The organism is Inquilinus sp. 2KB_23 (assembly GCF_052115705.1).
Taxonomy (GTDB): Bacteria; Pseudomonadota; Alphaproteobacteria; order DSM-16000; family Inquilinaceae; genus Inquilinus; species Inquilinus ginsengisoli_A.
Map to the genome: position 1 here is coordinate 142096 of NZ_JBFRHF010000018.1, position 21834 is coordinate 163929.

General features: G+C 71.8%; 18 protein-coding genes. 9 read left to right on the forward strand and 9 right to left on the reverse strand.

The window, feature by feature from the left end; translation table 11 throughout:
- Positions 1–134 precede the first annotated feature (134 nt).
- From AB4112_RS22760 to AB4112_RS22785, 6 genes are all read left to right on the forward strand, one after another.
- On the forward strand, positions 135–296 hold the full coding sequence (locus AB4112_RS22760; protein WP_309798775.1) for a hypothetical protein: 162 nt from the start codon (positions 135–137) through the stop codon (positions 294–296).
- A gap of 196 nt (positions 297–492) precedes the next feature.
- Complete coding sequence (locus AB4112_RS22765; protein WP_309798777.1) at positions 493–981, forward strand: GNAT family N-acetyltransferase; 489 nt, start codon at positions 493–495, stop codon at positions 979–981.
- Between the two features lie 396 nt (positions 982–1377).
- Positions 1378–3999: a DNA mismatch repair protein MutS gene (gene mutS, locus AB4112_RS22770; RefSeq protein ID WP_441723219.1), complete on the forward strand. Its 2622-nt coding sequence runs from the start codon at positions 1378–1380 to the stop codon at positions 3997–3999.
- 8 nt (positions 4000–4007) lie between these two features.
- Positions 4008–6917 carry a [protein-PII] uridylyltransferase gene (locus AB4112_RS22775; protein ID WP_441723199.1) on the forward strand — a complete coding sequence of 970 codons (2910 nt, stop codon included), beginning with the start codon at positions 4008–4010 and terminating at the stop codon, positions 6915–6917.
- Between the two features lie 232 nt (positions 6918–7149).
- The gene (locus AB4112_RS22780; RefSeq protein WP_441723201.1) at positions 7150–8439 is read left to right on the forward strand and encodes a nucleotide sugar dehydrogenase; all 1290 of its coding nucleotides are present in this window, start codon (positions 7150–7152) and stop codon (positions 8437–8439) included.
- Entirely contained in the window at positions 8440–9489 is a 1050-nt protein-coding gene (locus AB4112_RS22785) for an NAD-dependent epimerase (protein WP_441723202.1), read from the forward strand.
- Positions 9490–9503: 14 nt separating this feature from the next.
- Here the strand turns inward: AB4112_RS22785 and AB4112_RS22790 are convergent, their stop codons facing one another.
- Positions 9504–11006: a hypothetical protein gene (locus AB4112_RS22790; RefSeq protein WP_441723203.1), complete on the reverse strand. Its 1503-nt coding sequence runs from the start codon at positions 11004–11006 to the stop codon at positions 9504–9506.
- Between the two features lie 60 nt (positions 11007–11066).
- Entirely contained in the window at positions 11067–11978 is a 912-nt protein-coding gene (locus tag AB4112_RS22795; RefSeq protein WP_441723205.1) for a helix-turn-helix domain-containing protein, read from the reverse strand.
- A 132-nt stretch (positions 11979–12110) separates the two neighbouring features.
- On the opposite strand from AB4112_RS22795, the gene AB4112_RS22800 reads away from it, so the two are divergent.
- Positions 12111–13019, forward strand: coding sequence for a DMT family transporter (locus tag AB4112_RS22800; protein ID WP_441723206.1), 909 nt, complete (start codon positions 12111–12113; stop codon positions 13017–13019).
- Positions 13020–13022: 3 nt separating this feature from the next.
- On the opposite strand, the gene AB4112_RS22805 is transcribed toward AB4112_RS22800, so the two are convergent.
- Together AB4112_RS22805 and AB4112_RS22810 are read right to left on the reverse strand one after the other, a co-directional pair.
- A complete protein-coding gene (locus AB4112_RS22805) occupies positions 13023–13442 on the reverse strand; it encodes a GFA family protein (protein ID WP_441723208.1) in 420 nt (139 codons plus the stop codon).
- Positions 13439–13606, reverse strand: a complete 168-nt coding sequence (locus tag AB4112_RS22810) for a hypothetical protein (protein WP_309798793.1) — start codon at positions 13604–13606, stop codon at positions 13439–13441. Before AB4112_RS22810 ends, AB4112_RS22805 begins: the two co-directional genes overlap by 4 nt.
- A gap of 98 nt (positions 13607–13704) precedes the next feature.
- Between AB4112_RS22810 and gcvA the strand changes: the two genes are divergently transcribed.
- Positions 13705–14583 (forward strand): transcriptional regulator GcvA, encoded by an 879-nt coding sequence (gcvA, locus tag AB4112_RS22815; RefSeq protein ID WP_441723221.1) that lies wholly within the window; start codon positions 13705–13707, stop codon positions 14581–14583.
- Here the strand turns inward: gcvA and AB4112_RS22820 are convergent.
- The 3 genes from AB4112_RS22820 to AB4112_RS22830 form a co-directional block, all read right to left on the reverse strand.
- Complete coding sequence (locus tag AB4112_RS22820) at positions 14580–15530, reverse strand: DMT family transporter (RefSeq protein ID WP_441723210.1); 951 nt, start codon at positions 15528–15530, stop codon at positions 14580–14582. The two genes, gcvA and AB4112_RS22820, sit on opposite strands and share 4 nt — an antisense overlap.
- 151 nt (positions 15531–15681) lie before the next feature.
- Positions 15682–16803, reverse strand: coding sequence for a murein transglycosylase A (gene mltA / locus AB4112_RS22825; protein WP_441723211.1), 1122 nt, complete (start codon positions 16801–16803; stop codon positions 15682–15684).
- On the reverse strand, positions 16804–17037 hold the full coding sequence (locus AB4112_RS22830; RefSeq protein WP_441723223.1) for a DUF4169 family protein: 234 nt from the start codon (positions 17035–17037) through the stop codon (positions 16804–16806).
- 218 nt (positions 17038–17255) lie between these two features.
- Here AB4112_RS22830 and AB4112_RS22835 point away from each other — a divergent pair, with 218 nt between their 5' ends.
- Positions 17256–20363 (forward strand): AsmA family protein, encoded by a 3108-nt coding sequence (locus AB4112_RS22835; protein ID WP_441723213.1) that lies wholly within the window; start codon positions 17256–17258, stop codon positions 20361–20363.
- On the opposite strand, the gene AB4112_RS22840 is transcribed toward AB4112_RS22835, so the two are convergent.
- Positions 20364–21245, reverse strand: a complete 882-nt coding sequence (locus AB4112_RS22840) for an SMP-30/gluconolactonase/LRE family protein (protein WP_441723215.1) — start codon at positions 21243–21245, stop codon at positions 20364–20366.
- Between the two features lie 68 nt (positions 21246–21313).
- Positions 21314–21643, reverse strand: coding sequence for a peptidoglycan-binding domain-containing protein (locus AB4112_RS22845; RefSeq protein ID WP_441723217.1), 330 nt, complete (start codon positions 21641–21643; stop codon positions 21314–21316).
- Positions 21644–21834 lie beyond the last annotated feature (191 nt).

A 21834-nucleotide genomic window follows, 5' to 3' on the forward strand; every position in this document is an offset into this window, starting at 1 on the left:
CCGTCCCGCATTCCGCGTGACGGATTCGCCCCGTCCGACTTTCACGGGCCCGACCTTCACAGGTCCGGTCCTCATCGGCCCGACCCGTGTCGGCCGGACGGTTCATCAACCTCCAAACCGATTTGGAGATCATCATGTTCGTTTCGAACGAGAAGCGTGCCTTCCGTCCGTCCCTGTCGCTCATCGTCGTCGCGTTTGCGGAGCTGGGCCGCGTCCTCGTGACGCCGCGCCGAAAACCCCGCGACACCGATTCGCTGAGCGAATACCTCAGACGCGACGTCGGGCTCAGATCTTGAAACGGGAGCGGGGCGGGGCCTAGGCCCGGATGATTTCGTCCGAAATCTGAATCCGGGCCTACTTAAACGAGTAGAGCGCGAACGCGCTCTAGGCACTGCCCCGCCGCCTCCCGTCGCTAGATCCCACCGGCCTGTGCCCGACCTCCGTGTCGGGCGCGAGGCTTGGGTTATCGACGCTATATAGGAACTAAATCACATGTACGCATATCGTGCGCCGCCCTTGCCGGCAGCGCCGCCGGTGCGGCTTGTCCCCATGGTCACGTCGCAGGATCGCGCCGTGTTCGCCTCGCTGCGGGTGCTGCCCGACCAGGCGGGCTTCGTCGCCTCCAACGCCGAATCCATCGCCGAGGCGGATGAGATGCCGTGGTGCGTGCCGCTCGGGGTCTGCGATGCCACCAATGGTGGGGTCGTCGGCTTCGTCATGCACGCGCTCGACCCGGATGAAGGCCGGCGCTGGATCTACCGGCTGATGATCGACGCCCGGTTCCAGGGCCGCGGCTTCGGCCGCGCCGCCCTGCGCGCCACGCTGGCCATCCTCGACCGCCTGCCGCGCAGCGAGCGGGTGATGCTCGGCGTAGACCCGGCCAACCTGGTGGCGCGCCGGCTCTACGCCGCCGAGGGCTTCGTCGAGACCGGCGAAATGCTCGGCGACGAGCTGGTGATGCGCCGGGTGCTGCAACGCTGACCCGGGGCCGCCTGTCCGGCGGCCCCGGACGCGTCGCATCCCGTCGATCGGCAATGGAGATTGAGAGTGATTATCAATCTTAGTATGATCCGAGTCGCAGCGGCGCCATCCGCCATGGGGGAGGGGGCGCCGCGGATCCGGTTCCGGATCGCCGGCCGCCTGTGGTCGGTGGGCTTCGGCGCGGGGATCGGGCGGGGCGCCGCCGGGAAAACCACCCTGCGGCGCAACCGCGTTCCGGCCCCGGTACCCCACCTGTCGCAAGGCGACGCAAGGGCGTGAGAAGTGTGGGAAAGGCGTGCTAAGGTCCGCCCTTCGCCCATCCGATCCCCGAGCCCCGTGTCGACAGCCTTGCCCGACAGCAGCACCCCCGCGACGACCGAACCGCCCGTCACGCCGATGATGGCGCAGTATCTGGAGGCCAAGGCGGCCCATCCGGACTGCCTGCTGTTCTTCCGCATGGGCGATTTCTACGAGATGTTCTTCGACGACGCGGTCAAGGCCGCGGCGGCGCTCGACATCGCCTTGACCAAGCGCGGCCAGCACCAGGGCGGCGACATCCCGATGGCCGGGGTGCCGGCGCACAGCCACGAGGCCTATCTGGCCCGGCTGATCCGGCTGGGCTTCCGGGTGGCGCTGTGCGACCAGACCGAAAGCCCGGACGATGCGCGCAAGCGCTCCGGCAAGACGCTGGTGCGGCGCGAGGTGGTGCGCGTGGTCACCCCGGGCACGGTGACCGAGGACGGCCTCTTGGAGCCGCGCAGCGCGAATCACCTGGTGGCGCTGGCCGAGGTCGCGGGCACCCTGGCGATCGCCGCGGTCGACATCTCCTCCGGCGACCTGGTGACCGAGCCGACCGCGCCCGACCGGCTGGGCGCCGCGCTGGCCCGGTTCGACCCCAGCGAGATCCTGCTGCCCGAGCGGGTGCTGCAGAATCCGGCGCTGTTCGAGCTGCTCGGCGACTGGAAGATGCGGCTGACGCCGCAGCCCAGCGCCCGCTTCGACAGCGAGAACGGGCGGCGCCGGCTGCAGGATCTGTTCCGGGTCGGCACCCTCGATGCCTTCGGCAGCTTCGAGCGGGCCGAGGTCGCCGCCGCCGGCGCCCTGGTCGACTACATCCAGCTGACCCAGAAGGCGCTGCCGCGGCTGTCGCCGCCCCGCCGCCTGCCGCGCGGCGCGGTGATGGAGATCGACGTCGCCACCCGCCGCAACCTCGAACTGACCCGGACCCTGTCGGGCGACCGCCGTGGCAGCCTGCTGGCCGCGATCGACCGCACCGTCACCGGCCCCGGCGCCCGCATGCTGGCATCGCAGCTGGCGGCGCCGCTGACCGACCCGGCGGCGATCGGCGAACGGCTCGATGCCGTCCAGGCGCTGGTCGAGGACGGGCGGCTGCGCGACGATTTGCGCACCCTGCTGCGCGCGTGCCCGGATGGGGAGCGGGCGCTGACCCGGCTGGGCCTCGGCCGCGGCGGCCCGCGCGATCTCGCGGCGATCCGCGACGCGCTGCGCCAGGGCACCGCCCTGCGCGACCGGCTGGGCGCCCCGCGCTTCCTCGACCTGCCGCCGCTCTTGTCCCGCGCCGCGGCGGAACTCGGCGAGCATGACGGGCTGATCGACCGGCTGGCCCGGGCCTTGGCGGAGGAGCTGCCGCTGCTGATCCGCGACGGCGGTTTCATCGCCGCGGGCTACCTGCCCGAGCTGGACGAGCTGCGCACCCTGCGCGACGAGTCGCGCCGGCTGATCGCGGCGCTGCAGCAGCGTTACGTCGACGAGACCAAGATTTCGACGCTGCGCATCCGCCACAACAACGTCATCGGCTATCACGTCGAGGTCTCGGCCAACCAGGCCGACAAGCTAACCCAGCCGCCGCATATCGGCACCTTCATCCATCGCCAGACCATGGCCTCGGCGATGCGCTTCACCACGGTCGAGCTCGGCACGCTGGAGCGGTCGATCGCCGAGGCGGCGGACAAGGCGCTGGCGATCGAGTTGCGGCTGTTCGCCGACCTGGTCGGCGAGGTCACCGGCCGGGCCGAGGCAGTGTCGTCCGCGATCCGCGCTTTGGCCGGCTTCGACGTCGCCGCGTCGCAGGCCGAGCTGGCGGTCGAGCGGCGCTACTGCCGGCCGCGGGTGACCGACGACACCGCCTTCCGCATCAGGGGCGGCCGCCACCCGGTGGTCGAGATCGCGCTGGCCGAATCCCAGGGCGGCGCCTTCGTCGGCAATGACTGCGACCTGTCGGAGGAGCGTCGGCTGTGGCTGCTGACCGGCCCGAACATGGCCGGTAAATCCACCTTCCTGCGCCAGAACGCGCTGATCGCCGTGCTGGCCCAGATGGGCGGCTTCGTGCCGGCCGAGGATGCCGAGATCGGCGTGGTCGACCGGCTGTTCAGCCGGGTCGGCGCCGCCGACGACCTGGCGCGCGGCCACTCCACCTTCATGGTCGAGATGGTCGAGACCGCGGCGATCCTGAACCAGGCCGGCCCGCGGGCGCTGGTCATCCTCGACGAGATCGGGCGCGGCACCGCCACCTTCGACGGCTTGTCGATCGCCTGGGCCTGCGTCGAGCATCTGCACGAGACCACGCGCTGCCGCGCGCTGTTCGCCACCCACTACCACGAGCTGACGGCGCTGCAGGCGCGGCTGCCGCGCCTGTCCTGCCACACCATGCGGGTGAAGGAGTGGCAGGGCGACATCGTGTTCCTGCACGAGGTCGCGCCCGGCACCGCCGACCGGTCCTACGGCATCCATGTTGCCCGGCTGGCCGGGCTGCCGGCCGCGGTGATCGGCCGGGCCGAGGAGGTGCTGGAGGCGCTGGAGCAAGGCAAGCAGGGGCGCAGCGTCGCCCGGCTGGTCGATGACCTGCCGCTGTTCTCGGCGGCGATGGCGCGGCCGGCCACGCTGGCGGAGGCGGGCCCGTCCGAGGTCGAATCCGCGCTGGCGGCGGTCGATCCCGACACGATGACACCGCGCGAAGCGCTCGAACGGTTGTATGCTTTGAAGGCGCTGCTCACCTAAGACCTATCATGCCCGACGAGATCATCGCCCGACCCGGCCTGCGTGGCCGCCTCCGCCGCTTCCTGCCGCAGGCAGCGCCGCCGGCTGCCGCCTCGCCCGCGCCCAGCGCGGTGCGGCGCGGCGGCGAGCGGATCGACGCGCCGCTCGAGATCATCGATCCCGCGGTGCTGGAGCAGCGTCTCTACGCGGCGCTGGACCGCGGCGACACCCAGGCGCAGCGGGCGGAGATCCTGGCGGTGCTGCGCCAGGCGCTGGCGGACGGCCGTGCGGTGATCCGCCGCCGTTTCGTCGACGAGGACGGGTCGGCCGATGCCTGCGTCAGCGAATCCGCCTATCTCATGGATGTGCTGATCGCGGGGCTGGCGGCGCTGACCGTGTCGCGGCTGTTCCCGGTCTCCAACCCGACGGTCGGCGAACGCTTCGCCATCGCCGCGATCGGCGGCTACGGCCGCGGCGAGCTGGCGCCGTTCTCGGACATCGACCTCTTGTTCCTGCTGCCCTACAAGCGCAACCCGCGGGTCGAGCAGGTGGTGGAGTACATGCTCTACCTCTTGTGGGATCTCGGGCTGAAGGTCGGCCACGCCGTGCGCTCGGTCGACGAATGCCTGCGCCTGGCCCGCAGCGACACCACCATCTGCACCAGCCTGATGGAGACCCGGCTCTTGTGGGGCGAGCCGACGCTGTACGACACGCTGCGGAAGCGCTTCATCGAGGAGGTGGCGGCCGGCACCGGCGCCGCCTTCACCGAGGCCAAGCTGGGCGAACGCGACGCCCGCCACCGCCGCATGGGCGACAGCCGCTATGTGCTGGAGCCGAATGTGAAGGAGGGCAAGGGCGGCCTGCGCGACCTGCAGACCCTGTTCTGGATCGGCAAGTATCTCTACCAGGTCGACGGCGTCGAAGGGCTGGTGGCCAAGGGCGTGCTGACCGAGGAGGAGGCGCGGCATTTCCGCCGGTCGCAGAGCTTCCTGCGCGCCGTGCGCTGCCAGCTGCACTACCTGACCGGGCGGGCCGAGGACCGGCTGACCTTCGACCTGCAGCCGGAGATGGCGCGCGTCGCCGGCTACACCGACCATGCCGGCGCCAAGGGCGTCGAGCGGCTGATGAAGCACTACTTCCTGGTGGCCAAGGAGGTCGGCAACCTCACCCGCATCTTCTGCGCGGCGCTGGAGGCGGAAAGCCAGCGGCGGCCGAAGCGCGGCCTGGCCTTCCTCGGCTTCGCGGCGCCGATGGTCGACGGGCTGCCGCTGGACGGCGACCGCATCAGCCTGGCCGGCGAGAAGCAGATCCGCGAGCACCCGGTCGACATCATCCGGCTGTTCCGGGTGGCTCAAGCGCGCGACCTCGACATCCATCCGGCGGCGCTGAAGCTGATCACGCGGAACATCCACCTCATCTCGGGCCTGCGCGAGGACCCGGAGGCGAACCGCATCTTCCTTGAGATCCTGACCGCGGAGCAGGACCCGGAGATCCCGCTGCGGCGCATGAACGAGGCCGGCGTGCTGGGCCGCTTCATCCCGGATTTCGGCCGGGTGGTGGCGCAGATGCAGTACGACATGTACCACACCTACACGGTCGACGAGCACACCCTGTTCGCGCTCGGCATCCTGCACCGGATCGAGACCGGCGAGGCGGCGGACACCCTGCCGCTGGCCACCCAGGTGATGCGCAAGACCGGGTCGCGCCGGGCGCTCTACGTCGCCCTGCTGTGCCACGACATCGCCAAGGGCCGCGGCGGCGACCATTCGGTGCTGGGCGCCCGCGTGGCGCGCAAGCTGGGCCCCCGCTTCGGCCTGACGCCGGAGGAGACCGAGACCGCGCAGTGGCTGGTGCGCTGGCACCTGCTGCTCAGCGACACCGCCTTCAAGCGCGACATCGAGGACGACAAGACGGTGCAGGACTTCGTCGCCGCGGTGGAAAGCCCGGAGCGGCTGCGGCTGCTGCTGGTGCTGACCGCGGCCGACATCAGCGCCGTCGGCCCCGGGCGCTGGACCGCCTGGAAGGCGACGCTGCTGTCCGAGCTGTACTACCGCGCCGAGGAACGGCTGTCGGGCGCCGACGAGACGGTCGGGGCCGAGCGCCGGGTCGAGCTGGCCAAGGACCTGCTGCGCGAGGCGCTGGCGGATTGGCCCGGGGATGCGGTCGAGCCCTACATCGCCAAGGTCAGCCGCGCCTACTGGCTGGCCTTCGACGGCGCCACCCAGGCCCGCCACGCCCGGCTGGTGCGGGCGGCGGACGCGAAGGCCGAGGCCACGCCGCTGGCCATCGACATCCGGGTCGACCAGCAGCGCACGGTGGCCGAGCTGACCATCCACACCGCCGACCATCCCGGCCTGTTCTCGCGCCTGGCCGGCGCCATCGCCGTGTCCGGCGGCAACATCGTCGAGGCCAAGATCTTCACCTTCGCCGACGGCATGGCGCTGGACACCTTCCTGGTCCAGGACGCGGTCGAGGGCGGCGCCTTCGACGCGCCGGAGCGGCTGGCCAAGGTCAAGGTCGCGATCGAGCGCAGCCTGTCCGGCGAGATGAAGATGTCGGCCGAGCTGGAGCGGCGGCACCGCACCTATCCCAGGTTCAACGCGGTGTCGATCGCGCCGCGCGTGCTGGTCGACAACGAGGCCAGCCGCACCCACACGGTGATCGAGCTGAACGGCCGCGACCGGCCGGGCCTGCTGCACGCCGTCGGCCGGTCGCTGACCAATCTGGGGCTGCAGATCTCCTCGGCCAAGATCTCGACCTTCGGCGCCCGCGCGGTCGACGTGTTCTACGTCAAGGACGTGTTCGGGCTGAAGATCACCCATGAGACCAAGCTGGCGCAGATCCGCAAGACCCTGACCGGGGTGGTGGCCGACCCGGTGGCCAAGCCGGTGGCGGCCGCGGTGAAGCGGCGTCCCCGCACCCGCCGGACCGCGGCATGACCATCAGTCTGGACTTTGCCAGCCGTCCATCTCTCCTGCGTCCCCCCTCCCCTTGCGGGWGGGGGGTAGGGGGAGGGGGTTCTCCCAGCCCGAGCCGGAGATGGCCGATGACAAGCCGATCCGGGCATCGAGAGGAACCCGGCCCATTCGCGCGCGGACGCGCGCAGACCCCTCCCCCTAACCCCCTCCCGCAAGGGGAGGGGGGACTGGAATTGTATTGGCGTTGCGTCCGATGAGCCTGCCCCCCGAGCGCATCGCCGTGATCGGCCTGGGCTATGTCGGGCTGCCGGTGGCGCTGGCCTTCGCCCGGCGTTTTCCCGGCGCCGTCGGCTTCGACATCGATCCCGGCCGCGTCGCCGCGCTGCGCGAGGGCCGCGACATCACCGGCGAGGTCGAGACCGCCGATCTGGCCGGCACCGGCCTGGCCATCACCGCCGACCCGGCGGCGCTGAAGGGCGCGACCTTCTTCGTCGCCACCGTGCCGACGCCGATCGACGCCGAGCGCCGGCCGGATTTCGGGCCGCTGCTGCGGGCCTGCGAGACCATCGGCCGGGCGCTGTCGCCCGGCGCGGTGGTGGTGTTCGAATCCACCGTCTATCCCGGCGCCACCGAGGAGGTGTGCGGCCCGGCCCTGGCCCGCGCCTCCGGCCTCCGGCCCGGCACCGACTTCGCCCTGGCCTATTCGCCGGAGCGGATCAACCCCGGCGACCGCGAGCACCGGCTGGAGAGCATCGTCAAGGTCGTCTCCGGCCAGGATGCGGCGACGCTGGAGCGGGTGGCGGCGGCCTATGGCGCCATCGTGCCGGCCGGCATCCACCGGGCGCCGTCGATCCGCGTGGCCGAGGCGGCGAAGGTGATCGAGAACACCCAGCGCGACCTCAACATCGCCCTGATGAACGAGCTGGCGATGATTTTCGACCGGCTGGGCCTGCGCACCGCCGAGGTGCTGGCGGCCTCGGCCACCAAATGGAACTTCCTGAAGTTCCAGCCCGGGCTGGTCGGCGGCCACTGCATCGGGGTCGACCCCTACTACCTCACGGCCAAGGCCGAGGCGGTGGGCTACCGGCCGGAGATGATCCTGGCCGGCCGCCGCATCAACGACCAGATGGGCGCCTTCCTGGCCGGCAAGCTGGTCAAGGTGCTGGCGCGCCAGGGCCGCACCATCCTGGGCGCCCGGGTCGGCATCCTCGGCCTGACCTTCAAGGAGAACGTGTCCGACCTGCGCAACAGCCGGGTGCCCGACATCGCGGCCGAGCTCGCGGGCTACGGCATCACGCCGCTGGTGCACGACCCGCTGGCCGACCCGGACCGGGCGCGGCACGAATACGGCCTCACCCTGTCCGGCCTCGACGAATTCCGCGATCTCGACGCGCTGGTGCTGGCGGTGCCGCACCGGGCTTATATTGACCGACCGTTCGGTGAATTCTGGTCCCGCCTGCGCGACGGCGGTCTGGTGATGGATGTGAAATCCGCGTTGGACCCGGCGAGCGTGCCGTCCCGCCTCGCCTATTGGAGCCTGTAGATGCCTGCCCCGGTTGTTCCGTCACCCGAGTCCCGGCCTGCCGATCCCGTCCTGGTCACAGGTGCCGCCGGCTTCATCGGCTTCACCCTGGCGCGGCGGCTGCTCGCGGCCGGGCGCCGGGTGGTGGGGGTCGACAACCTCAGCCCCTATTACGACGTGCGGCTGAAGGAGGCGCGGCTGGCGGTGCTGGCGGAACAGCCGGGCTTCGCCTTCCACCGCCTCGACATCGCCGACCGGCCCGGCATGGCCGACCTGTTCGCCCGGGAAAAGCCAGGCCTGGTGGCGCATCTGGCGGCCCAGGCCGGGGTGCGGCATTCGCTGACCCACCCCGAGACCTATGTCGACGCCAATGTGGTCGGCTTCCTCAACGTGCTGGAAGGCTGCCGCCACAACGGCGTGCGCCACCTGGTCTACGCCTCCTCCAGCTCGGTCTACGGCGCCAACACGGCGATGCCGTTCTCGGTGCGGCAGAATGTCGACCATCCCCTCAGCCTCTACGCCGCGACCAAGAAGGCGAACGAGCTGATGGCGCATTGCTACGCCCATCTCTACTGGATGCCGGTCACCGGCCTGCGCTTCTTCACCGCCTACGGTCCCTGGGGCCGGCCCGACATGGCGATGTTCCTGTTCACCCGCGCCATCCTCGAGGGACGGCCGATCGAGGTGTTCAACCACGGCCACATGCTGCGCGACTTCACCTATGTCGACGACCTGGTCGAAGGCGTGGCCCGGGTGCTGGACCATGTGCCGGCGCCCGACCCGGCCTGGTCCGGCGACGCGCCGAACCCGGCCACCAGCACGGCGCCCTACCGGCTCTACAACATCGGCAACACCAGGCCGGTGGCGCTGATGGACATGATCGGGGTGCTGGAAAAGGCGCTGGGCCGCGAGGCGCAGAAGATCTTCCGCGAGCTGCAGCCCGGCGACGTGCCCGAGACCTATGCCGATGTGGCGGAGCTGGAGGCGGCGATCGACTTCCACCCGACCACCCCGATCGAGATCGGCATCCCGCGCTTCGTGGAGTGGTACCGCAGCTTCTACGGCGGATAGGCGGAAGACTCGGATCAGGGCGGATCTCGGAGCAGTCCCCGCACATCGCTTCCATTGACCAAGATGCGATTCTCCGGATCGAGCACGATCTCGTAGTCCCGGGCGGCGCCGCCATCCGGCAGAGTGATCTGTCGTCCCAGGACTCGCAGCACGCTCAAGCCCTCGGTGATTTCGCGGCTTCGCAGTTGGTCCTTCAGCCTCTCCAACAGGTCGTCGAGGCCAGCCAGGCGCAGGTGCAACTGGCCGGTTAGCGTCCGTTCCGTCTCGCCGGCCGACCAGACCGCTCCGGTCAGATCGAGCAGGCTCTGGGGTGCGGTGAAGTGGAAGGTCTCGATGAGGATGCGGCTCGACGCCTCGTTGAGCAGTCGAACCGTATACTCGGGGGCCGCCTTGCCCGGCAGCATCGAGTTTGCCAGTAAGGCCCGCAGCGGCAGGCTCTGGAACGAGACCTCGATCGTTCCTTCGGCCGGCATCCATGCGGTGTATGGGGCCGACGGCTCGGCCGATATGCCTTGGCTTGCGATGCGCACAGTCAGATCGCCAGCCTCCTGGTCGAGGCCCGTGAATGTGGTGCGAAGCGTCAGATTGCCGATCCGGATCGTCCTGTCAGGGATCGACGTCTGCAATCCTTCGATCTTGACCTCGGCGTGGCCGTCGGTGCCCCAGCCGTCGAGGAGTTTTTCCTGAAAAGGTCGGACAACCCGGATGTCCTCGAACTTGCCCAGGAACATCCCGGACATGGGCCTGGGATAGTCCGCCAGCCCGGTAAGGCGCCTTACCAATGCGACCGAGGCGCCCGTAACGGTCGGGATGTCGGCCCCTTGCGCCCAGCTGTCGATGGCGATCAGGTCGGCCGTGGTTGTGCCATAGTTGCCCTGGCCGGCGAAGGAGGCGCCTTCCAGGATATAGTGCTCGGTCAGGTCCGAACGACCGCTCGTCATGAGCTTGAAACTGTCGGTCAGGGTCAGGCGATTGATCGCGGCCACGCGGCTGTTGCCGGTACTGCCGACCGATACCCGTTCGAGAACGGTGTCTATCGACAGGCCACTCGCACCGTTGAGGTCAACCGAGCCTGTGGTCTGCCGGCGCTCGGCGGTGATGGGCCATGCCGAACCCCCTTCACCCTCCAGCCGGCACGTCGGGGGTGCGTCGGCGCCCAGGGCATAGGCACCATCTGCGGCCGGTGTCGCGTGCCACTGGTCCGGCTCGCAGGCGAGCATAAGCTCACCGGTCACGGGCGACAGGCTCGCGACCACTGCTGTCCGGAACCCAGGGGTTTGGATGCGGTATCCGTCGCCGTTGGGTTCGACTTGCCACTGGCCGATGATCTGGATGCCCGACAGCTTCGTCGCGAGATAGCGGGCTTCCGCCGATGTCAGCTTCTCCATCGGTGCCAGCCAGGCCTCAAACAGCGTTTTCAGCTTGGCGGCGCCCTCCGCCGTGGCCTGGGCACAGGCTGGATCGCTCGCGCCGAACAGGAACACCAGGCCGCCGGCCAAGCTCAGCATCCGTCGCATCGTTCCGCTCCCCCCATTTCCGCCACTATGGCGGTCGGCTTCGGGCGGATAAAGCCGGATTCAGCCCCGGATCGCCGTCCGCCACGCGCCGGGCGGGCCGCCGAAGGCGGCGCGGAAATGCCGGGTCAGGTGGCTGGGATGGGTGAAGCCGCAGGCGGCAGCAATCTCGGTCAGCGGGAGGTCGGTGGCGGCCAGCAGCCGGCGGGCGCGGTCCAGCCGCCGGGCCAGCACATAGGCATGCGGCGGCAGCCCGACCGAGGCACGGAACATGCGGGCGAAATGGAACTCCGACAGCCCCGCCGCGGCCGCCAGCCGGCCCAGCGTCAGCGGCTGGTCCAGCGCCGTCTCGACGACGTCCAGCACCCGGCGGCGGACATGCGGGGCCAGGCCGCCGTCGAGGGCAGGGGAGGGGCGGCGGCGCAGCCGGCTGCCGGCGAGATGGGCCAGGATCTCATGCCCGGTCTGGGTCGCGGCCAGCCGGTCGCCGGCATCGCTCCAGTCCAGCCCGGTGAAGCCGGCCATCAGGCGCGCCGCCTCGGGGTCGTCGAAGAAGGTCTCGTCCGGCAGCGCCGTCTCGCGGATGTCGGCGTCATGCACGGCGGCGCCGGCCGCGGCCAGGGCCCCGGTGTCGAAGTAGAAGTGCAGGAAGCGCATCGGCCGGCTCAGGATCCAGTGCGATTCATGCTCCGCCGGCAGCAGGCAGAACCGGCCGGGGCCGCCGAAGCGGTCGGGGAAGCCGATGCGCCGGGTGCCCTCGCCGCCCTCCAGGTAAAGGCTCAGCGTGTGGTGGCCGGGGGCCTCGTAGCCGGTGGTGTCGTGGGCATTGCGCCACTGCGCCAGGGTGAAGCCGTCGCCGATCTCGGCCGCGTGCTCCAGCACCGCGCGCGACGACGCCAGCACCGCGACCACGCCGTAGCGCGCCGCCAGCCGCCGCTGCAGCCCGGCCTCGACCCTGGGTCCATGCTCCATCATCGTGCCGCCAGCCTAGCCCCGCGCCCCGCCCGGCGCCATGGCGGGGGCCGAAAGAGCGCAAGGATGTGCAAGCCGCCTTGGCACGGCGGGGCGCAGGGTGAGGGTCGAGAGTCCGGAACCCTGAGCACCGCCATGACCGCCGCCTTGTACCTGCTTGTCGTCCTGATCTGGGGCACCACCTGGATCGCCATCCACTACCAGATCGGCCCGGTGGCGGTGGAGCTGTCGATCCTCTACCGCTTCGCCCTGGCCACTGTGGTGATGTTCGCGCTGCTGCTGGTCACCCGCCGGTTCGAACGGCTGCGCGCCCGCGACCATCTGGTCTGCCTCGGCCAGGGGCTGGCGTTGTTCAGCGGCAATTTCCTGCTGATCTACCATGCCTCGGCCTGGGTCCCGAGCGGGCTGGTCGCCGTCGCCTTCTCCACCGGCAGCATCTGGACGGCGGTGTTCAGCTGGGTCGCGCTGGGCCAAAAGCTCAGCCCTCGCGTGATCGCCGGCGGGCTGGTGGGGCTGGCCGGGCTGTGGCTGCTGTTCGGCATCGATCCCGCGCGGCTCGACCTCGACATGCTGTACGGGCTGGGGCTGGCGCTGGCCGGCACCATGGGCTTCGCCTTCGGCAACGTGTTCGCGGTGATCCACCGCCGGCGCGGCCTGACGCCCTGGACCACCACCGCCTGGGGCATGCTGTACGGCACGTTGATCCTGGTCGCCGTGGTGCTGGCCGAAGGGCTGCCCTGGCGCTTCGATCCGGCGCCGGCCTATGTCGGCGCCCTGCTCTACCTCGCCATCCCCGGCTCGGTGATCGCCTTCCTGGCCTATCTGACCCTGGTCGGCCGCATCGGCGCCGACAAGGCAGCGTACTCCACCGTGCTGTTCCCGCTGGTGGCGCTGAACGCCTCGGCGCTGCTCGAGGGATATGTCTGGACCGCGGCGGCGGTGGCCGGGGTGGCGCTGGTGCTGCTCGGCAACCTGCTGGTCTTCGCCCGGCTGCCGGGACGCCGCAACGGCGGCGCGGCGCCGGCGGTCAAGGCTGGCGCGTAGCGGCTAGAGGCCGCTGGGCGGCCCTTCATCCTCATACTGCGGCAGCGTCTCGTCGATTACATGCCAGGGGATGCGGGTGCCGACCCAGGCATGCTGGCGCGGCCGCAGCGCCGTCGGGTCGTCCAGCGTCGCCAGGGCGATGCCCATGGTCTTGCCCTCGGGCTCGAAGCCCTCGAAGGCCAGCGGTGAGCCGCAATCGGCGCAGAACCAGCGCCGCCCGATCGGGGAGGAGCGGAAGCCGCGCGGCTGGCCCTGGGTCCAGCGGAAGCCGCCGATCGGGCCGGTCGCCCAGGCCACGGCCGGGCTGCCGGTGGCCTTCTGGCACATCCGGCAGTGGCAGTAGTCGACCGACTCCAGCGGCCCGTCGATGCGATAGCGCACCGCGCCGCACAAGCAGCCGCCCTCCAGCGGGAACAGGCTCATGGCCGGCCGATCACCATCGGGCGAGGCGCCGGGCGGCTGCGGCGCCGGCCGATCGGCAGCGGCGGCAGGGGCTCGGCCGCGGCGCGCAGCTCCGCCGGCAGCGTCGGGCTGCGGCGCGGCGGTGCGAAGACGGTGAGATAGGCGTCGAGCAGACGGTGGAACATGGTCGCCTCCTGGGCTTGACTCCGACTCTGTCTCGAACCGCGCCCCGGCACAAACGCCGTTCCCTTGCAGGATCTGTCAGGAAAAGTTACAGGTGGGCATGCGCCCGCTGCCGCCGCTCAACGCCGTCCGTGCCTTCGAGGCCGCCGCCCGCCGCGGCAGCTTCACCGCGGCCGCGACCGAACTCGGCGTCAGCCATGCCGCGATCAGCCGGCATGTCCGCGGGCTCGAGGCCCGGCTCGGCGTGCCCTTGCTGCTGCGCGACGGCCGCGGCCTGGTGCTGACCGAGGCGGGGCAGGCCTTCGCCGCCGTGGTCGCCGACGCCTTCGACCGGCTGTCCCAGGGCATGGTCGCGATCTCGGCCGAATCCGGGCGCGGCCGGATGCGGCTGTCGGTCGAACCGGCCTTTGCCGGGCGCTGGCTGGTGCCGCGGCTGGGCGAGTTCCGGCAGCGCCACCCCGGCATCGACATCGAGCTCGACCCCACCAACCGGCTGGTGGATTTCCGGGCCGACCAGACCGACCTGGCGATCCGCTACGGCCGCGGCGTCTGGCCCGGCCTGGTGGCCGAGCGGCTGGTGCATGTCATGGACTATCCGGTCTGCGCTCCGGACCTGGCGGCATCCCTGGCCCGGCCGCAAGACCTGCGCGGCCAGACCCTGCTGCATGACGAAAGCGCGCAGACCTGGGCGCTGTGGCTGGACGCCGCCGGCATCGCCGGCATCGACGCCACAAGAGGGCCGCGCTTCCACGACGTGGCCCTGGCGCTCGACGCCGCCATGGCCGGGCAGGGCATCGCCATGGGCGACGACGTGCTGTGCGCCCGCGACATCGCCGCCGGCCGGCTGGTGCGGCTGTTCGACGTCACGGTGCCGCGCAGCTGGTACTGGCTGGTGATGGCGGAAGGCCGCCGCCTGTCGCCGGCCGCGGGCGCCTTCCGCTCCTGGCTGCTGTCCTGCTTCCCGCCGGTTGGCGATTAGGTCGTCTTGATCGGCGACGCGGCCGAGGCGACGGTGCCGGCCGGGGTGGCGCCCTGGGCCACCGGCGCCTGGCGCACCGTCTCGCGGTGCAGGATGTACAGACCGCTGGCGATGACGATGGCGCAGCCGACCAGCATCGTCGTGTCGGGCACGTCCTGCCACAGCAGGTAGCCGGACAGCACGCCCCAGATCATCTGGGTGTACTGGAACGGCGCCACCACCGCCGCCGGCGCCTGGCGGTAGGCGTTGGTGACGAACAGATAGGCGCTGCCGCCCAGCATGCCGCCGATCGCGATCGGCGGCAGGTCGTTCAGCGCCGGCATCACCCCGCCGAACACCAGGATCATCAGCCCGGTGGCGGCCGCCGTGGCCGCGCTGGCGTAGAAGCCGAAGGTGATGCGGTTCTCGGTGGCGATGAAGCGGCGCAGCAGCAGGAAGCCCAGCGCGTTGGCGACGGCGGAGAACAGGGCGCCCAGAATCGCCGGATTGGCCATGCCGGCGCCCGGGCGCAGCATCACCATCACCCCGATGAAGCCGACGCCGACCGCGCTCCAGCGCCGCCAGCCGACCGATTCGCCGAGGATCGGCACCGACAGGGCGGTGATCAGCAGCGGCGCGCAGAACAGGATGGCGTAGACATCGGCGATCGGCATCACCGAATAGGCGTGGAAGCAGGTGAAGGAGCCGATCAGCGCCAGCGCCGCGCGGACGCCGTGCAGCCAGGGCCGCCTGGTCTTCAGCTGGCCGAAGCCGCCGGTCAGCTGGGCATAGGCCAGCATCGGCACCAGCCCGAAGGCAGCGTTGAAGAAGATCACCTGATAGAGGGGATAGCCCGCGCTCAGCCACTTCACCGCCGTGTCCATGCAGGTGTAGAGGGCAAAGCCGAGGCAGGCAAAGCCGATGCCCGCCGAAACGGTGCTGCGGGAGGAGGCGAGGGCGACGGTCATGGGGGCGGCGGCCGGGTAGAGCGACCTCGAGGCCGCGATCCCCAGCCTACGTCGGGCGACTCGGCGACGCCATTGCAGGCCTCGCATCGCCAGCCGGCGATCCGCGCAGGTCTCGCCGCCCGAATTCCGCCGCGAAGGCTTGCGCCCGGTCCTACTGGGCCGGCGGCAGGCCCAGCGTGGCGCGCGGCACCAGCAGATAGGCCCGGCCCTCGGCGTTCATGGCGCTGGCCAGGGCGCCGGCGTCGTGGCCTTCGCCCCAGTACAGGTCGCCGCGGATCGGGCCGCGGATGGCGCCGCCGATGTCCTGCGCCAGCACCAGCCGGCGCAGCGTCCGGTTCGGCACCGTCGGGTCATCCTCGATGTCGAGCCAGACCGGGGTGCCGAGCGAGATGTAGTCGTTGTCCACCGCCAGGCTGCGCCCCGCCGTCAGCGGCACGTCATGGGCCCCGACCACGTCCGCCGCCGCCTTCTCGCGGAAATAGACGTAGCTCGGGTTCTGGTTCATCAGCCATTGGGCGCGGTCGGGATTGGCCAGCATCCAGTTGCGGATGTAGCCCATCGACATCTCGTCCAGCGTGGCGACGCCGGAATCGACCAGCACCCGGCCGACCGCCTTGTAGCGCTGGCCGTTCTGGCCGTCGAACTTCAGCCCGATGACGCTGCCGTCGGTCAGCCGCACCTTGCCCGACCCCTGGATCTCCAGGAAGAAGGCGTCGATCGGGTCGTCGACCCAGACGATCTCGTAGCCGCGGCCCTCCAGGGCGCCGCGGGCGATCTCGGCGCGGCTGTGGCGGCGGTCGCGGTCGCGCGACGGGGTGCGGTACAACGGCGTCTGGAACACGCCGCCGCGCACCCGGCTGCCGTTCAGCTCCGGCGCGAAATAGCCGGTGAAGCGGCCGTACTGGCCGCGGTCCAGGCCGGTCAGCGCGACCGGGGTGAACCAGCTTTCGAAGAAATGGCGGATCTGGGCGCGGTCGCGCCCGGTCTGGCGGTTGGCGGCGTCGCAGATCGGCCGCCAATCCTCGACCGGCCCCTCGATGCCGTTGTAGTTCAACCGCGTGCCCGCCGGCTTGCCGGCATAGACGCTGCAGGTGTTCCACACCGCGGGCATGGCCGCGGCCAGGTCGTCCTCGTCCCAGCCCGGCAGGTGCTGGAAGTCGGTGGCGACGCCGCCGGTGCCGCCGCCGGCCGGCGGCCTGGCGGGGCCGGCGCAGGCGGCCAGGATCAGCCCCAGGATCGCCAGCAGGATCCCGGTCTTCGCAGCGTGCCGCATCTAGACCTTGCCCCCGTCCGGATCCTGTTCGTCTTCGTTGCCGCCGCCTTCGATGCCCCCGCCTTCGATGCGGTGGCCGTCATGCGCCCGGGCGCCGCGGTCCTCGGCATCGGCGTCGCGCCGCTTCTCCGCGCCGGTCCGGCCGAAGCGGACGCGGTTCTCCTGCGCCTGCGCCTCCTTGCCGGCGCGGGCCTTGGCCTTGCGCGCCTGCCGCAGATTGATCACATCCCCCATCGGCAGCACGCCCCATTCCGATCATCCCCGGCCGACCATTCCCGGGCCCCGGCGGCACCCCTTGCGCCCACCGCGTCGCAATCGACACTATCGGAAACCGTGGCGTGGCATAAGATCGGCCTTCGCTGCCGATCGATTCATTGGTTTTGTATTGTGACTCCGACAGGTGATTTCCGATCATGGGCCGGAGTCGCACCACCAGACGACGCTTGGGCGCCGTGAAGAAATTCGCCTTCGGTCTCCTTCTTGTCCTCGTTCTGCTCGTCGCCGCGATCCTCGTGGTGCCCGGCCAGATCGACTGGACCCCCTATCGCGGGCGCATCGCCGATGAAATCGGCGCGCTGACCGGCCGTGCCGTCGTGATCGACGGGCCGGTCGCGTTCGAGATGCTGCCGATGCCGCGCCTGTCGGCCGGCGACATCCGCGTCGCCAGCATCCCCGGCGCCGAGGTGCCCGACCTCCTGACCGCGACCGGCGTCGACCTGCGGGTCGCGCTGTTCCCGCTGCTGCTCGGCCGGATCGAGGTCGAAGGCGTCACCTTCCAGAAGCCCAGCGTGGCGCTGGAGACGCTGCCGGACGGCCGCCATTCCTGGGACGGGCTGGGCGACGGCATCGGCCATCGCGTCGGCGCGGTCCGCGCCTCGATCATCCAGGGTTCGATCCTGTGGCTCGACCGCCGCAGCGGCCGCCAGATCGGCATCGACACGGCGGATGCGCGGCTGGTCGCCGCCGGGCCGGGCGCGCCGGTGTCGATCACCGGCACCGGCGTGCTGGCCGGCATCCCGATGACGCTCGACCTGGCGCTGCAGCCGCGCTCGCCGCTCGGCGCCCTGCCGGTGACGGCGACGGTCGGTCTCGATGCCACCGAGGCGCGGATCGGCGGGCTGCTGCGGCCCGAGGGCGGTCTGCAGGGCGACATCTCGGTGGTGGGCAAGGACCTCGACGCCAGTCTGGCGCGGCTCGGCGTCAAGCTGCCGGCCTCGTCGTCCCGGCCCGGCGTCTTCGCCCTGCGCGGCACGGTGCTGACCACCGCCGACCCGGCGGGCGCCGACCGCATCGAGCTGACCCAGCTGACCGCCGATCTCGGCGACATGCGCGCCGCCGGCGGCCTGACGGTGATCCTCGGCGCCGCGCCCCGGGTCGAGGCGACGCTCGGCTTCAACCGGCTGGCGCTGGCCGACTGGGTCGGCGACGCCGATCCGGCGACGCTGGGCACCCGCCTGCTCCAGGCGCTGTCGCGCAAGCTCTCGGTGCCGGTGACCGGCACGCTCGACCTGTCCGTCGCGGCCCTGGCGGTGCGCGACGGGCTGGTCCGCGACCTCCGGCTGCAGGCGACGCTGGATGCCGCGCGGCTCACCCTGACCCGCTTCGCCTTCGGCCTGCCGGGCGGCGGCTCGGCGGCGCTGTCCGGCGCCATCCGGCTCGACGGCGACCGGCCGGCGGCGGAGCAACTGATGGTCCAGGCCGCGGCCGACGACCTGCGCGGCGCGCTCGCCTGGGCCGGGATCGATCCCGGCCCCGTGCCGGCCACGGCGCTGCGCCGCGCCAGGGTCGCCGCCACCCTGTCCGGCGACGTCGCCAATTTGAGGGTCACCGGGCTGGACGCCGATCTCGACGGCAACCGCCTGACCGGCGCCCTGACCTATGTCGGCGGCGAGCGGCCGGGCGTCGGCGCCAGGCTGACGCTGAACCGCATCGACCTCGACGCCTATCGCCCGGCGGGGGCGCCGCGGCTGCTCGACCTGCTGCGCTCCGACGCGGCGCTACGCGACCGCATCCTGGGCGTGCTCGGCGGCATCGACGTCAATCTCGACACCACCGTCGACGCCGCCACGGTCGACGGCACCGGCTTCAATGCGCTGCGGCTGGAAGCCACTTTGGCCCAGGGGGCCCTGACCATCCACAGCGGCCGGGTCGGCGGCCCGGGCGGGACCAGCCTGACGCTCAACGGCGCCATCGGGACGCTGGCCACGCTCGGCGATGTCGACCTCCAGGCCCAGCTGCAGGCGGAAGACCCGGCGGCGGTGATCCGCGCCCTGCGCCTCGGCGGCCGGTTGCCGCCGCCTCCGGCAGGCCCACTCGCGGCCTCGCTGCGGCTGCGTGGCGATCCGGCCGCGCTGTCGGTCGACGGCACGGTCGAGGCCCTGGGCGGCACCGTGGCGCTGGGCGGCACCCTGTCCGACCTGGCGGCGGCGCCGCATGCCGCCCTGGGCGTGCGCGTCACCCATTCCGACCTGCCGGCACTGCTGCGGCGCTTCGGCGAGGGCGATGCGGTGGCGCCCGATCTCGGCGCGGTCGACCTCTACGCCGATGCCGACTGGGCCGGCGGTCGCCTGCTGCTCGACAACCTGCAGGGCACGCTGGGCCCGGTCTCGCTGGGCGGCAGGGCCGAGCTGACCATGGGCGCCGCCCGGCCCCGGCTGGCGGTGTCGCTGCGCACCACGGCGCTGCCGCTCGACCGGCTGTTCGGCGCCGCCGGATCGGCCGGCGACGTCGTCGGCCAATGGTCGGCGCGGACCTTCGACCTCAGCGGCCTCGCCCGGATCGACGGCACCCTGGATCTCGACGCGGCGGCGATCTCGCTCGGCGGCTGGACCCTGGACCAGCCCGCGCTGCACGCCGGGCTCGACCAGGGGGCGCTGACGTTGGACCGGCTGTCGGCCGGGGTCGCCGGCGGGCGGCTCGGCGGCACCGGCCGGGTCGATCTCGCCGGGACGCCGCGCTGGGCGGTGCACGCCGATGTGGTGGATGCCGATCTCGCCGCCGTGCTGAAGCAGTCGGCCGGCCCGGCCGGGATCACCGGCAAGCTCGATCTCGGCTTCGATGCGGCGGCCACAGGCAACAGCGTCGCCGGCATCGTCTACGGCCTGTCCGGCAAGGGGCTGATCGCGATCCGCGACGCCACCCTGACCGATCTCGACCTCGCCGCCGTGGACCGGCTGCTGGCCGATCCCGGACTGCCGGGGGCATTCCTCGACGGGCTCCGCGCCGCCCTGTCCGGCGGCAGCACCGCGATCCCGGCGACCAACGCCACCTTCACCATCGCCGACGGCATGGTGGCCGCGACCGATCTGCGCCTGGTCACCGACGCGGCGGTGGGGACGGGGGGCTTCACCCTCGACCTGCCGCGCTGGCGGCTCGACCTCGGGGTCGATTTCGGCTTCCACGCCCATCCGGACGTGCCGCCGGTGGGGCTGCGCTTCGACGGCACCCCCTCGGCCCCGGTGCGCCGGCTCGAGACCCGGACGCTGCAGGACTGGGTCGCAGCCAAGGCGGCGGCCAAAGCGGCCGAGGGCGTCAACCCGCCGGAGCCGCCGCCGCCCTGATCAGCCGGCGAAATGCGCCGCCGGCAGGCCGTGCCCGGCGTCGGCGATCTCGAACAGGCCGCCCGCCTGCGGATGCTGGCGCAGCGCCGCCTCGGACATCCCGGACCGGGCGGTGGTGACGTACAGCGTGGTCAGCCCCGGTCCGCCGAAGGTGCAGCTGGTGACATGCGGCGCCGGGATGGCGATGGCGCGGTCCAGCGCGCCGTCCGGCCGGAAGCGGCTGACCCGCGCGCCGCCCCAATGCGCCACCCACAGATGGCCGTCGCGGTCGACCGTCATGCCGTCGGGCACGCCATCGCTGCCGTCGTCGGGGAACAGGATGAAGGGCCGGCGGTTGGCGATGGCGCCGCTGGCGAGGTCGAGGTCGTAGGCATAGACCACCCGGCGCTCCGAATCCGTATGGTACAGGATGCGGCCGTCGGGCGAGAAGGCGGGGCCGTTGGTGACGATGTAGCCGTCATCCATGCGGTGCCAGCGATGGTCCGGGTCCAGGCGGTACAGGGCGCCGGTCGATTCGACGCAGTCGAAATCCATGGTCCCGGCCCACAGCCGGCCGGCGGGATCGACCTTGCCGTCGTTGAAGCGGTTGCCGGGCCGGTCCGGCTCCGGGTCGCCGATCGGCGTGACGCTGCCGGCGTCGAGGTCGATGAGGTGAAAGCCGGAGCGCATCCCGGCCACCAGCCCGCCGCGGCGGCGCGGGGCGATGCAGCCGATCGGCTCCGGCATCGGCCACACCGTCCGGGTTCCGGTCGCCGGGTCCCAGCGGAAGATGCAGGGCGCCAGGATGTCGAGCCAATACAGCGCCTGCTCCTCGGCCGACCACAGCGCCCCTTCGCCCAGTGTCGCCCCGGCCTCCCAGATGCACACCGCGTCCTGCGTCATCGCCCATCCCCCTCGCGTCGGGCCCGCCCGATCGCGCGGCCCGGTGTCATCCCTGGTCGGGACCGTGGTCAGAAATGCCCCGGCGTCCAGTCCGGCGCATCGGCGCCGGCCGCTTTGCGCAGCGCCTCCAGCAGCGCCGCCGAGGGCCGGCGCGTGACCGGCAGCTTCTGGCTGCGCTGGAAGCCGCCGATGGCGTCGCCGGTCTTGCGGCCCATCCTGCCGTCGGCCGCCCCCGGGTCGTAGTTCATCATTCCCAGCAGCTGCTGGATCTCCTTGAGCTGGCTGTCGGTCGCCGGCTGGTCCGGCGCGGCGGGGGCCGCAGGCGCGGCGGGCTGGGCCGGCACTGCCGCCACCCGCCGGGGCGGGGCGCCGGGCGCGGTCGCCGTGCTCTCGGGCACCGGGGTCTCCGGCTCCGCCGCGGGTTCCGCGGCAGGCCGGGGGGCCGCCGCTTTTCGGGCCGGGGCCACGGACGCAGCCGCCGTGCTGTCGGGCCGCACCGGTTCTGCTGCCGGCGCAGCCGCGGCTGCCGCAACGGCGGGCGGCGCTGGCGGCTTGGCGCGGGGCGCTGGCGCGGCGGGCGGCGGTGCCG